This is a genomic window from Mycolicibacterium novocastrense (assembly GCF_001499835.1).
GTDB lineage: Bacteria > Actinomycetota > Actinomycetes > Mycobacteriales > Mycobacteriaceae > Mycobacterium > Mycobacterium novocastrense.
The window spans coordinates 14238-27180 of the sequence record NZ_LQIH01000018.1 but is presented as its reverse complement, the minus strand read 5'-3'; the positions used below and the strand labels follow the sequence as shown (position 1 = coordinate 27180).

Annotated in this window: 14 protein-coding genes and 1 tRNA gene; 2 read left to right on the top strand and 13 right to left on the bottom strand. The window is 67.4% G+C overall.

Annotation, left to right across the window (positions count from 1 at the left end):
* On the bottom strand, positions 1 to 1530 hold the full coding sequence (locus AU072_RS14745; RefSeq protein ID WP_082680877.1) for a flavin-containing monooxygenase: 1530 nt from the start codon (positions 1528 to 1530) through the stop codon (positions 1 to 3).
* A gap of 136 nt (positions 1531 to 1666) precedes the next feature.
* Entirely contained in the window at positions 1667 to 1987 is a 321-nt protein-coding gene (locus AU072_RS14740; protein ID WP_064414466.1) for a hypothetical protein, read from the bottom strand.
* A 247-nt stretch (positions 1988 to 2234) separates the two neighbouring features.
* On the opposite strand from AU072_RS14740, the gene AU072_RS28320 reads away from it, so the two are divergent.
* Together AU072_RS28320 and AU072_RS14730 are read left to right on the top strand one after the other, a co-directional pair.
* Positions 2235 to 2549, top strand: coding sequence for a hypothetical protein (locus tag AU072_RS28320; RefSeq protein WP_064414516.1), 315 nt, complete (start codon positions 2235 to 2237; stop codon positions 2547 to 2549).
* Positions 2550 to 2810: 261 nt separating this feature from the next.
* Entirely contained in the window at positions 2811 to 3497 is a 687-nt protein-coding gene (locus tag AU072_RS14730; protein ID WP_064414465.1) for a sensor domain-containing protein, read from the top strand.
* 12 nt (positions 3498 to 3509) lie between these two features.
* On the opposite strand, the gene AU072_RS14725 is transcribed toward AU072_RS14730, so the two are convergent.
* The 11 genes from AU072_RS14725 to AU072_RS14675 form a co-directional block, all read right to left on the bottom strand.
* Complete coding sequence (locus AU072_RS14725; RefSeq protein WP_064414464.1) at positions 3510 to 3989, bottom strand: LppA family lipoprotein; 480 nt, start codon at positions 3987 to 3989, stop codon at positions 3510 to 3512.
* 82 nt (positions 3990 to 4071) lie between these two features.
* Positions 4072 to 5886 (bottom strand): alpha/beta hydrolase, encoded by a 1815-nt coding sequence (locus AU072_RS14720; RefSeq protein ID WP_064414463.1) that lies wholly within the window; start codon positions 5884 to 5886, stop codon positions 4072 to 4074.
* A complete protein-coding gene (locus tag AU072_RS14715) occupies positions 5886 to 6185 on the bottom strand; it encodes a WXG100 family type VII secretion target (RefSeq protein WP_064414462.1) in 300 nt (99 codons plus the stop codon). The genes AU072_RS14720 and AU072_RS14715 overlap by 1 nt, the downstream gene beginning before the upstream one ends.
* A gap of 192 nt (positions 6186 to 6377) precedes the next feature.
* Positions 6378 to 6451: transfer RNA gene (locus AU072_RS14710), tRNA-Pro, on the bottom strand.
* A gap of 101 nt (positions 6452 to 6552) precedes the next feature.
* On the bottom strand, positions 6553 to 7464 hold the full coding sequence (locus AU072_RS14705; RefSeq protein WP_064414461.1) for a sulfite exporter TauE/SafE family protein: 912 nt from the start codon (positions 7462 to 7464) through the stop codon (positions 6553 to 6555).
* A gap of 228 nt (positions 7465 to 7692) precedes the next feature.
* Positions 7693 to 8460 (bottom strand): sulfite exporter TauE/SafE family protein, encoded by a 768-nt coding sequence (locus AU072_RS14700; protein WP_082680882.1) that lies wholly within the window; start codon positions 8458 to 8460, stop codon positions 7693 to 7695.
* A gap of 81 nt (positions 8461 to 8541) precedes the next feature.
* Complete coding sequence (gene der / locus AU072_RS14695) at positions 8542 to 9945, bottom strand: ribosome biogenesis GTPase Der (RefSeq protein WP_064414459.1); 1404 nt, start codon at positions 9943 to 9945, stop codon at positions 8542 to 8544.
* Entirely contained in the window at positions 9942 to 10625 is a 684-nt protein-coding gene (cmk, locus tag AU072_RS14690; RefSeq protein WP_064414458.1) for a (d)CMP kinase, read from the bottom strand. Before cmk ends, der begins: the two co-directional genes overlap by 4 nt.
* Positions 10622 to 11365, bottom strand: a complete 744-nt coding sequence (locus AU072_RS14685) for a pseudouridine synthase (RefSeq protein WP_064414457.1) — start codon at positions 11363 to 11365, stop codon at positions 10622 to 10624. The genes cmk and AU072_RS14685 overlap by 4 nt, the downstream gene beginning before the upstream one ends.
* Complete coding sequence (scpB, locus tag AU072_RS14680) at positions 11358 to 12107, bottom strand: SMC-Scp complex subunit ScpB (RefSeq protein ID WP_064414456.1); 750 nt, start codon at positions 12105 to 12107, stop codon at positions 11358 to 11360. The genes AU072_RS14685 and scpB overlap by 8 nt, the downstream gene beginning before the upstream one ends.
* Positions 12100 to 12936, bottom strand: a complete 837-nt coding sequence (locus AU072_RS14675) for a segregation/condensation protein A (protein ID WP_064396540.1) — start codon at positions 12934 to 12936, stop codon at positions 12100 to 12102. Before AU072_RS14675 ends, scpB begins: the two co-directional genes overlap by 8 nt.
* Positions 12937 to 12943 lie beyond the last annotated feature (7 nt).

Genomic DNA, 12943 nt, shown 5'->3' with positions numbered 1-12943 from the left:
TCAGGATGCCCCGGCCGGCCGCGGCTCGGCTTGAGTAGTACTACGTGACGCGGGCGCCCCGAACAACGCGCAGTAGGCGCGTTCGCGGTCTGTCAGAGCAGGCGAGGTGATCGCGCCGAACGCCGCGGCATCACGGGCGAACCGCGCAGGCGCATCCTCCAACGCGTCGGGACCCTCGAGGCGGAAGCAGCTCGGGGCCAGCGGGCCGAACAACAGGGCGCGGTGAAGCTCGGGCCAGTTCTGGATCGCCGGTTCGACGCCTGCGGCCCGAGCGAAGGTCAACGCCACGAGATTCATCCGGGTCTTCTGAGGCAGGCCACGGCGCAACCGGTACACCTCGATCGCACTTCGTTGGCCGGCAGCACTCGGAGCCGGGATCGTGCCGCCCCACGCGTAGGCGATCCAGCGGGCCTGCAACTCCAGCGGCACGAAGTACCCGCCGGACTGATCCCACATCCCCATGAACGCCAAGCCGGGCAGGTCGGGATGGAAGGTGTGGCGATCGGTGTCGAGGTGGACGTCGTCTGTATCGAGGGCTGCGTGGATCTCGTTGTGCAGGAACGGCATCGAGAGACCGAAACCGGTGCCGAGCAGGATGCCGTCGAACTGCTCGGCATGCCCGTCGGCGAACGTCACCGTCGCACCGGCCACCGACCTCATCCACGGGCGCACCTCGATCCGGCCCTCCCCCACCAGTGGTAGGTAATGCTGGCTCAGCGTGACTCCTGCGGAAACCAGTGAGGCATCGGGTGCCGGTGCACCATACTGCTGCGGCATTCCCCCGGCTTCGACGACGATCTCCTTGAGCTGACGGTCGACCTCGGCGAAAGGCAGTTGCTCGTCGGCCAGCGCCAGGTACCGGGTGAAGATTCGGTGGTCGGACGGCACACCCGCGGCAAACTTCGGCAGCACGTAGCGCTGACGGCGCTGGGTGACCACAACGCGCGCGGCCCCGCGCTGGGCCAATTCGGCGGCGATCTCCAACGCGCTGACGGCGCATCCGGCCACCAGGACACGCTTGTCGCAGTAGGGCGTCGGATCCCGATAGTCGAAGGTCGGTACCGCGCCAAGTGGACCGGTGAAGCCGTCCAACCCGTCGACAGCCGGAACGAGGGGTGACTGGAACCGCCCGGTGGCCACGACGACGCGCTCGTAGCTTTCCTCACCGCCCGCACTGCCGACCAGCCACCGGCCGTCGTCGCGGCGGATGCCGGCCACCGGCGTGAGGAACCGGATTCGTCGTGACAGGTCGAACATCTCGGCGTACCGGTGGAGGTAACGAAGGATCTCGACCGCGGGTGGAAAGACGGGACCTGCCCCGGGATCGAGGTCGCTGAACGCGGTGAGGACGCGACTTGTGTTGGTGTGCATGGTCGGCCACACGCCGCTGCGGCCTTGCTCCCCGGTCCACTGACCGCCCAAGGCGGCGCCGCGCTCGTAGATCGTCGGCTCGAATCCCTGAGCGATGAGCCAGCGTGCTGCGACGAGCCCGCCGGGGCCCGCACCGATGACCGCTACGTCACCGGCCACTTGGCTTTCCCGGCGGAAGCGTGCCGCCACAATTCGGCATGCGGCGAATGTACTGCGGATCTTCCCCCGGCCACGCCGATCGCGTACTGAATCGGCCCGCCACCGTGAGGTGACGGGCCGATTGTGGGGAGGGGTTTCAGGGCAGCCGGGTGAGCACCGGCAGCTTGCCGGCGGGCAACGCCGGGCGCACGTTGACTGGATTGCGCTGAGGCGCAGTGGTGATCACGATCTTGCCGCCGCGGCAGGAGACGATCTTGCCGTCGACGAAGACGTCCTGCCCATCGTCGATCGGGATGTCGTAACCGTCGGCGTCGGTGTAGGTGCATCCGCCGCTGCCGGGCGTGGGCTCATTGTCGACGGCGAAAGCGGTCGCCGGGGCGAAGACGAAGACGGCCAAGGCGCCGACGAGCGTGGCGGCGTACTGGAGTCGGGTCCGTCGAGCGTGTGTGGTGGTCATGTCGGGTCCTCTCGGGGGTGGTGCGGGGTGTTGAGAGAAATGATTGCGAGTCGGCGGGGGGCTCCGTAATCGCCGCGAGGTCAGATTCCGTCCGTGTGTGGGGAGGTTTTTCTATCTCCGCGGTAAGGCCGGGGGATCAACTGCTTGCGAAAGAAGCTAACGCGTGCCGCCTGCGTCGTGAGTTGCGTGACAGCGAATCTGGGTGGGTATACGAGGCCAAACTGTTCACTTGCGAGAGGCGGCAATGATGGCAGAGCCCGAGTCCGGTCAGTGGAATGTTGCGGCCAAGGAGAACAGGGTCTACATCGAACGCACCAATGACGATGGCGAGGTGTTGTTCGGGGATTCTCTCGAGCCGCACGAAGCGCGCCAGCTGGCACGGGCGCTGACGAAATTCGCAGACAAACTCGACGACTCCCCCCGATCCGACGACGAGGACGAGTCTGACGACTCGGATGACGATGACGACGGCTCGGATGACGATGACGACGACTCCGATGATGACGAGGGCTCCGACGACGAGGGCTCTGACGACGACGACGACGACAAAAAGTCCGACTGAGGTTGCCCGACGGTTGGCGAATCCCGCTCTCGCGCAACGGGTGCGGTGCGTTCCCCCAGGCTGTGTCGTTCTCCGGTCGCGCTCCGGCGCTGCATGCGACGCATCAATCGTTATCAGAAGCAGCGCCCATCGTTATCAGAAACGCCGTGATACTTCGTACGGTCGGCGGCCGCCCTGCTGCACCATTGCTCCACGAGCGGCGTTGTTGGGGACATCGCCGCGCGTTGATCGGTTGGAGACGGCTGCCGTGGGGAGGAACACATGCGCCAACCAGTGACGGCATTCGGTGCCACGATGGTCTGTCTTCTGGTCGCCGGGTGTGCCAGCTCGGTCGGCAATGCGGTCACGACCACGCCCACCCGTACGTTGATTCCGCGCCCTCTCGTGGAGCGCGAGTTAGATGAACTGCTGCTCAATCCCGCTGAGTTGAACGCCGCGATGGGCTCGCAGACCCTGGAGGTCACCAGCGCTCAGAGTTCGATGTCGGACAACAGCGCGACGATGGAACCGCAGGAATGCCTCGGCATCGACGGGGCGGCGGAGGCTCCGGTCTACGCTGACAGCGGGTTCCAAGCGTCGCGGGACCAGAGCCTGAACGACGGCGACAAGTTCGCGCACTATGTGAAGCAGGCCGTCGTGCTGTATCCGCTCGTGAAGCAGGCGCAAGGCTTTCTCGACGCGTCCGCGCAGCAGTGGCCGGCCTGCCACGACTACACCCATCTGCAGAGCGGGACGAAGTGGACGGTCGGGCCGATCACCCACGCCGACGACGTGCTGAGCACCGTCGCCACCCTGCAGGAGGCCGCTGCGCCGGGGTGGGCCTGCGGGCATGCCGTCGCGCTGGAGAACAACGTCATCATCGACGTGAACACGTGCAGCGCCAATCCGGGCGACTCAGCCGTGCGGATCGCCACACAGATCGCGGAGAAGGTGGCCGCTCGCTGGTGAGCGCGTCTCGGGTTAGGTGGCCGTCCGCTTCTCTTCGGGCAGTCGGCAACCGGTGAAGCCGGAGATCACCAGGTTGCCCTTGTAGGCGACCTTGACAGACAGGCCCGCCGGCCCGGTGAACCACACGTCGTGATGTCGCGGGCTGTCCTGCATGACCTGTTCATCGGTGGCGCCGAGCCGTGCCGCCGACTGCCGCGCGGTTTCCAGAACCGCCGCCCACTGGGTGTCCGAGAGCTGGGCCGAGGCGACGGCATCGGGCAGGAACAGACGCTTGCCATCGGTGTTCGCGAACGGTCCCTCGCAATTACCCCGGGTCTCACCGTGCAGGGACTGCCAGCTGAGGCCGGCTTGCTGCGCGGACGCGGTCGCCTTGATCTCGTCGATGACGGCCACTATCTGAGCCTGGGTTTCCTCCAGGGACGGCAACGCGTTGAGTTGGTCGCGCGCCTCGACGGACGAGGTCGGCGAGGGGGCGGGATCTCGGTCTGACACGTCGCATCCTGTCGCTAGTAGTAGAAGGCCTGTCGTCACCACGCTGATGCCAGCGCCCAAGGATCGGTGCATCTCGTCCGCCTCACTTCTGCCGGATGGCGTCGTCTTGTAGGCCCGCGACCACCGCGGCGATGTTGTAGTTGGTCGTGCGTGGCATCCCGTCGTCGCCGAACCGGGGGTACTCGCTGTGGCCTTGTGCCGCACCGAGGCTGAACGTCCCGCCGCTGCCGTCGGGGACGCTCACCGCACCGGTTTCGAGGTGTGTGAAGTTCGGATTGGCGGCCGGGTCCGGACCGAACTGCCCGGCCCCGGTGAGTTCCATTGTCCGAAGCGTTGATTCGGCGAGGGTCTCGAACGGCTCGGGTAGCAGCGGCGTGGCCGCGTGCAGCCAGGGCGCGTCGAAGACATGCCGAATGGGGTCGTCCGGCGCCTGCATGGTGAAGACGTGGCCGTCGGGGAGCTGCAGCTCACCGGGAGTTGTCGCCATGATGCCTGGCGAACCGTAGAAGATCGCATCGGTCACGCCGTGGTCGCCGGGCTCTTGCAGAGCGAGTCCGGTGGTCAACGACCCATACGAGTGGCCGATCGCGGTGAGTTGGGCCGGCACGCCCTCGTGGCTGGCGGTGAGGCCGTCGTAGAAACCGGCGAGATCCCTGGCACCGGCCTGTGCGAGCTGGCCGTGGCTGACGTCCCAGGCGCCGGTCAGCGATGCGCCCGTGTCGTCGAATCCGGGGATCTGCGGGGTGTCGTACCCGATCCAGGCGATCGTCGACACCGAATCGAGTTCGTGACCCGGTGACAGGCTGAGCTGTCGGTAGGTTTCGCGTTGGAGGTTGACCGCCTCTTCGGTCATGCCCACCAGGCTGTCGCGCACGGTCGTGTTGAGCCCGGGGGCGGTCACCGCGACCTTGTCGGCGGTATCCGGGTCGCCGATGGCTACCGCGGCGTGAACCATCTCGCCGGACTTGGTGTCGAGCAGGAGTAGTTTGCGGCCGGGTTCCTCGATCGCCCGGTCGACGGCGGCCAGATCCGGGAGCGCGTCGGCGCCGGCTCGCGCCGCGTCGTACCGGCGTTGCCACGCTTCGTATCTCAGCCGTTCGTCGAAGATCGCGCCCGGTTTGTTCGGTGGCGGGATGTTCTGTCCAGCTGCCCAGTCGGGGTGTTCGTTGCGCAGTGTGTCCGCGGTGGTCTGCGCCGACTGGGCCTGCTTCAGCTCATCGGCGAGCGCCAGTCGGTTGAAGTAGTCGCGGTCGACAGCGGGCATCCCGTCGCGGTTGCCGATCGTGTGGTCGCGCCGATACAGCAGGTCTTTCTGCTCGGGGGTGAGCCGCTGCCAGAAGTCGTGGAACTGCTCCGGATCGTCCGGCAAGGGTGTAGACAGCGGATCGGGAATCGGAGGCTGGTCGGCCGGTGCTTCACCGGCGGTGGTGATGGCGCGGGCCAGGTCGGAGTCGGCCGTTTCGGCCGCGGTCAGCAACTCGGTGACCCGGACTTCGAGGTCGGCTTGCTGTAGTGCGTAGATCGGGTCGCCGACCATGTCCGGATGCAGTGGCGTCACCTCGCCGGTGGACGTATCGATCGCGAAACCGAGGCGTTGCGCATCGTCTTTGAGTCGTTGCAGGCCGGCCTTGATCCGCTCGATCTCGTCGGCGGCCTCTCCGGTGGCCGACGACAGGCGCGCCATCTCCAGGCCGTGGCCGGCGAGATACGCCGAGAGCTTGTCGAGCGAGGCTCGAGCCGCATCGCCGCCAGATCCCTGCCAGGTGCCGACCATGGGCAACTTGGTCAAACCGGATCGGACCTCCTCGGCGCTCGCGCCACGCTTGGCCAGCGCCGATGACACTTCTCGTACCGCGCCCGCATCCCATCGTTCGACGTCGGCGAGGGTCAGCGTCATCAGAGTTGGTCGTTGAGCGCCGCCGCGCCCTCCGCATCGCGGATCTGATACTCGGAGGCGGCCGATCGGAACGCTGCGCCGTGCGCGGCGATGTCGTCCGCCATCGTTTCGGTGGCCTCGTGCCACTCCGCGAACTTCGCCTGCAGAGCCGATGCCGAGGCGCCGACCCAGCCCACTTGAGCCCCCTCGATCGCGCTGTTGGCAGCGCTGTGCGCGGCAAGCAGGTCCGAATGATGCATGTCCATGTGATCAGCGGACATGTGGAGATCGATCGGATCGACCTCGAGATCCTTCGGCATCGCACCCTCCGTTGCCGAGCCGCCAGCGGCGGTCTGTGTGAACGCAACCCTTCATCAAGGGTAAGTACGCGCGAGGCTGGCTCAGGCAGGAGGTTCGGTGTGGTCCCGCTGGGCGACACTGGCCTTAGATCACGACGCGCGAATGCTTCCGCTTGAGGGGGCATCACCCCAGGTCACAGTGTGATTCGAAAGTCGGGCTGACAGGATTTGAACCTGCGACCACTTGACCCCCAGTCAAGTGCGCTACCAAACTGCGCCACAGCCCGCGGTGCCGCCGGGATCGCCGGCAGCAGGTCGAAATGCTACCGCAGGCGCGCCCTGCAATCCCAACCGCCACCCGGCGCGATCTCGCCGAGAGCGGGTCCGCTCACCTGCCGACCGCGACGCTTGCCGCCTCGTCGGCGGCAGGCACCGGCTCCACCGACCGCCGGTACCGCCAAGCCACGTAAAGCGCTGCGGCCCAGCCGATCACGATCAGCGTGTAGACGCCTGTCGACCACGGCCATTCAATACCGAAGTAGTGCACCAGCTTCTGGCTGTTGGTCAACACGATGACACCGCCGACCGCGGTTCCCAGTAGGGCGGGGCGGATCCGGCTGACGAGCCAGGCCGCGAACGGGGCGGCGATCACCCCACCCACCGCGAGACCGAGCACCACCGGCAGGTTCTCGACGAACTCCTCGCGCAGCCCCACACCGAAACCGACCGACGCCGACGCCGCCACCAGGAACTCCGAGGCGCTGACCGACCCGATCACCGTGCGCGGCGCCGTCTTACCGCGGGACAGCAGCGTGCTCGTGGTCACCGGACCCCAGCCGCCGCCTCCGGACGCGTCGATGAATCCGCCGAACAATCCGAGCGGGCTGAGGAACTTCGCCGTATGCGGCGTCTCGCCGTGCCGCAACACCGGAGGGTTGCGCAGCGAGAACCGCAGCAACACGTAAACCCCGATGGCCACCAGGATCGCCGCCATCAGCGGCGCGGCATGCTCGGTCGACAGCGACGACAGCACGGTCGCACCCGCGAATGCGCCGATCGCACCGGGCACGCCCAGCTTCAACACGATCGACCAGTCGAGGTTCTTGAACCGCCAGTGCGACAGACCCGAAGCCAGCGTCGTGCCGACCTCCGCCAGGTGCACCGCGGCGCTCGCTTGGGCGGCTCCGAGGCCACTGAGCACCAGCAGCGTCGAGGCGGTCACGCCGAAGGCCATGCCCAGCGCGCCGTCCACCAGCTGCGCTCCGACACCGACGAGCGCGAAGATCAGAAGCGAACGCACAGGTTCGACTGCTTTCGGAAGTGGTCAGCGCGGCGGGGCGGCCGACCGGACGGACAGGTGGGCGCGGATCAGATGCGCGCGCGACACCACTCGTCGAAGGCGATGACCCGGCGCGACGGCCAGAACGGCTCCAGCGCGCAAAGGGCAGACGGCGCGGTGTGGAATTGGCGTTCGGCCACCCGTCTCCCCTTTCCTGGTCAGCGGTTTCCGTAACCATACCCAAGCCGTCTAGACGCTCAGCAATCGATACAACCCGATCATTCCCACGATCACGATCACGGCGCGCAACGCGTTCGGCGACAGCCGCCGTCCATAGTGGGCGCCGAGGAAGCCGCCGACCAACGAACCGGCCGCGATGAGGCCCGCCGCCACCCAGCTGATCCGCTCGAACGCGACCATTGTGTATGCCACCGCCGCGACCACGTTGACCACCAACGACAGCAAGTTCTTGGCGGCGTTCATCCGCTGCATGTCCTCGGGCAGCAGCGCACCCATCGCGGCCATCAGCATGATCCCCTGCGCGGCGGTGAAGTACCCGCCGTAGACCCCGATCGCGAAGGTTGCGAACACCACCGCGGCCATCCGCGTACGTGACACATGCTCTGCGGACTGCCCGGCCGCCTCGGCGCGCGCCCGCGCATAGGACTGGATCCGCGGACCGATCACCACCAACACCAGCGCGGCGATCAGCAGCACCGGCACGACCCGATCGAACACCGTCTCCGGCAGGTGCAACAGCAGCCACGCACCCAGCCCCGCTCCTACGAACGAGGCGGGGAGCTGCCACCGCAGTCGATCCCACTGTCCGCGCAGTTCGCGGCGATAGCCCCAGGTACCTGAGACACTCCCGGCCACCAGCCCGATCGCATTCGACATCGTGGCCGTCACGGGAGGAAACCCGAGCGTCACCAGCGTCGGGAACGTGATCAGCGTGCCGGAGCCGACGAGCGTGTTGATTGCACCCGCTCCCAGGCCCGCCAACGCGATGAGAACCATGTCGACGACGGGCACTTGGGCAAGGCTAATCGTCGATTTGTGGAGCGGCAGCGGCGCCTACCGCCGGTGCGACTCCATGAATCACCGGGAGCGGGGGCCGCGCTTCTCGCGCATCCGCACGTTGATCCGGATCGGGCTGCCCTCGAAGCCGAATGTCTCGCGCAGTCGCCGTTCCAGGAAACGCCGGTATCCGGCCTCCAAAAATCCCGAGGTGAACAGCACGAACGTCGGCGGGCGTGCGGTCGCCTGGGTGGCAAACAAGATCCGGGGTTGCTTACCTCCGCGCACCGGCGGCGGATGCGCCGCCACCACTTCCTTGAGGAACGTGTTCAACCGGCCCGTCGGGACGCGGGTGTCCCACGACTCGAGTGACTTCTCGAGCGCGGGCACCAGTTTCTGCACCGCGCGGCCCGTCTTGGCCGAGATGTTCACCCGCGGCGCCCACTGCAGCTGCACGAGCTCGCGGTCGATCTCACGGTCCAGCAGGTAGCGCCGGTCCTCGTCGACCAGGTCCCACTTGTTGAACGCCAGCACCAGCGCCCGGCCCGCCTCGATCACCATCGACAGCACGCGTTGATCCTGCTCGGTCAGCGGTTGAGAGGCGTCGATCAGCACGATCGCCACCTCGGCGGCGTCGATCGCGCCGTGCGTGCGCACCGACGCGTAGAACTCGTGCCCGCTCGCCTGTCCGACCTTGCGGCGCAGACCCGCGGTGTCGACGAACCGCCACAGCTTGCCGTCCATCTCGATCAACGAGTCGACCGGATCGACCGTGGTGCCCGCGACGTCGTGGACGACGGAACGCTGATCACCTGCCAGCCGGTTCAGCAGCGAGCTCTTTCCCACGTTCGGCTTGCCCACCAGCGCGACGCGGCGCGGTCCGCCCCCGCCGCCTGCCATCTCCGACACCGCAGGCAGAGCGTCGATCACGGTGTCGAGCAGATCGGCCACTCCCCGGCCGTGTATGGCGCTGATCGGGTGCGGCTCTCCAAGCCCAAGCGACCACAGCATCGCGGCATCGGCCTCCCCGCGCTCGCTGTCGACCTTGTTGGCCGCCAGGAACACCGGCTTGCCGGAGCGCTGCAGCAGTTTCGCTGCCGCCTCGTCCGCGGTGGTGGCGCCCACGACCGCGTCGACGACGAAGATGATCGCGTCGGCGGTTCGCATCGCCACCGACGCCTGCTCGGCCACCAGCTGTTGCAGACCCTTGGCGTCGGGCTCCCAGCCGCCGGTGTCCTGCAGAATGAACCTGCGGCCCGACCACAACGCGTCGTAGGACACTCGGTCGCGGGTCACCCCGGGCACGTCCTGCACGACGGCTTCGCGCCGGCCCAGGATGCGATTCACCAACGTCGACTTGCCGACGTTCGGTCGTCCGACGACGGCAACGACGGGCGGCGCTGCCGCGGCCTCCTCGATGGCTTCGGCGACATCTTCTGCGATCTCCCAATCGCTTTCGTCAACCCAGGTGCCGTCCTCGCTCATCGCTGCGCTCCTGCCCGCTCCCGCACCAGGTGCGTCAGATGCTCGATCACCTCGGGCTGCGTCATCGCACTGGTGTCGACGATGACGGCGTCGTCGGCGGGCCGCAGGGGCGACACCGCCCGCGTCGAGTCGAGGTGGTCGCGTCGCTTGACATCGGCCAGCACCGCTTCGTAGTCGTCGTCCAGACCGGTCGCCTTGTTCTGGTCGTTGCGGCGTCGCGCACGCTCTTCGGCCGATGCGGTCAAGAAGATCTTGAGGTCGGCGTCCGGCAGCACCACCGTCCCGATGTCGCGGCCCTCGACGACGACGCAATCCTGGCCGGAGGCCAGCTTGCGCTGCAGGTCGACGAGTCGGGTGCGCACGGCGGGCACCGCCGAGACCGCGGACACCGCCGTGGTCACCGCGGCGCCGCGAATCTCGGTCGAAACATCTTCTCCGGCAAGGTAAGAGCGGTCTTCATCAGGGTCGTACCCGACCGCCAGCTCGGCGTCCGCGGCCGTTGCCGCGACGGCTTCGGTGTCGGTCAAATCGACACCTGCACGCAGCACGGCCAGCGTGACGATCCGGTACATTGCCCCGGTATCGAGGTAGCGCGCGTTCAGCTCACGCGCCAAACCCCTTGACACCGTTGACTTTCCGGTACCCGCTGGACCGTCGACGGCGATGACCAGTGACGTCACAGGCCGACCGCCTTGTACAACTCGCCGAGCTCTTTCTGCGTCAGCACCCGGATGCTGCCGGGACGCTGATCGCCGAGAGTGACGGTGCCGATGTCGGTTCGTACCAGTTCCTGCACCGGATGGCCGACCGCCGCGAGCATTCGACGCACGATCCGCTTGCGGCCTTCGTGCAGGGTGACCCGCACGAGCGTCTTGCCGGGAACCTTGTCGACGACAGCGAAATCGTCGACCCGCGCCGGCCCGTCGTCGAGTTCGACGCCGTTGCGCAGTTCGCGGCCCACTCCGCGCGGCACCGCGCCCAGCACGGTCGCCAGGTAGGTCTTGGGCACCTCGAACGACGGGTGCATCAGCCGGTGAGCCAGCTCCCCGTCGTTGGTGAGCAGCATCAGCCCCTCGGTGTCGGCGTCGAGGCGGCCGACGTGAAACAGCTTCTTGTTACCCCGAACCCGGTGCTCGACGAGGTCACCGATGCATGGGCGGCCCCGGTCGTCGGACATCGTCGAATGCATGCCCCTGGGTTTGTTGATCGCCAGGTGCACTAGGGTGTCGTCGAGCGTCACCCGGGCGCCGTCGACCCGGATCACCGAAACGTCGGGGTCGACGCGGGTGCCCAGCTCGGTGACGACGCGGTCGTCGACCTCGACACGACCGTCTCTGATCATCTTCTCGGCGACCCGGCGCGACGCAATTCCCGCCTGCGACAACACTTTCTGTAGTCGCACGCCTTCGGGTTCAGCCATGTGCATCGGTGTCCACGTCGAACGACAGCGGTTGTTCGGGCGCCGGAGCGCCGCTGAGTTTCATGAAACGCGGGTCCTCGTCGAGGGTTTCGCTGAGGTCGTCGATGACGTCGACGTCGGGTAGCAGCGGCGCGATGTCGGGGAGGTCGGCCAGCGACGTCAGGCCCAACCGTTCCAGGAAGAGTTCGGTGGTGGCGAACGTCACCGCGCCGGTGTCGGGATCGGCGCCCGCCTCGGTTATCAGGCCGCGGGCCACCAGGGTGCGTATCACCGCGTCGACGTTGACACCGCGCACCGCGCTCACCCGGGCTCGAGTCACCGGTTGCCGGTAGGCCACCACGGCCAGCGTCTCCAGCGCCGCGCGCGTCAGCTTGGAGCGGGCCCCGTCGAGCAGCAGCCGTTCCACGTACGGGGCGTAGCGCGAGCGCGTGTACATCCGCCACCCGCCGCCGGCCTCGCGTAGGTCGATACCGCTGTCGCGGGCGGTGTACTCCTGCGCCATCGCCTGCAGCTTGGCCGCGACGCGGTACGGCGGCTGCTCGATCGCCAGCGCCAGTTGCTCCACGGTCGCCGGGGTGTCGACCACCAACAGCAGCGCCTCGAGCACCGAACCGAGTTCACCGTCCTCCAGTTCGGGCGGTTCGGCGACGTCGATCCCGAGATCGGTGGCGTCGGCCGCGACGCCCTCGTGGTCGAGGTCCGTCGCGACCCCGTCGAGGTTGTCGTGGTCTTCGCTATCCATACTGATCTTCTTCCACCGCCAGGTGTTGGTGTGTCGGCCGCTCGCCGGTCCACGAAATCTGCAGCACACCAAGCGCTTCAGGTTGTTCGAATGCTACCGCCCGAGCGCGGTAGAGCTCGAGCAGCGCCAGGAACCGCCCGACGATCTCGATCGGCGCTTCACAGTCGGCGACCAGATCTCGGAAGGACGCCCACTGGCCGATCCCGCGGCTCTCCAGCAGTGCCATCAGATTACCGATCTGCTCGGGCACCGACACCGCCGCGTGGTGCAGATGCTCGGTGCTCACCGTCGGCACAGGCCGCGGCGTGAAGGCGGCCGCGGCGATCTGTGCGAAAGCCTCGGCGTCCACGCCGATCATCACTTCGGGCAGCAACTCGGAGTAGCGCTCCTCCAGCGCGACCGCGCGCGGATAGCTGCGCAGCGCCGCGGCCTCCAGTTCGGCGAACATCTCGGCGACGTGCTTGAACGCGCGGTACTGCAGCAGGCGGGCGAACAGCAGGTCACGCACCTCGAGCAGGGCGAGATCCTCTTCGTCGTGCACCTCGCCGGCGGGCAGCAGCCGCGCCGCCTTCAGATCGAGCAGGGTCGCGGCGATCACGAGGAACGCGGTGGTCTCGTCGAGTTCGAGCTGCGGGCCGATCGCCTTGGTGTAGGCGATGAACTCGTCGGTCACCTGGTGCAACGCCACCTCCGTGACGTCGAGGCGGTGCGCGAAGATCAGCTGCAACAGCAGGTCGAACGGGCCCTCGAAATTGCTCAGCCGAACCTGGAAGCCCGACTGCGGAGCATCGTCCGAATCCGGGGTCGTCGCGGCTTCGGTCTCCGTCACCGGGTCA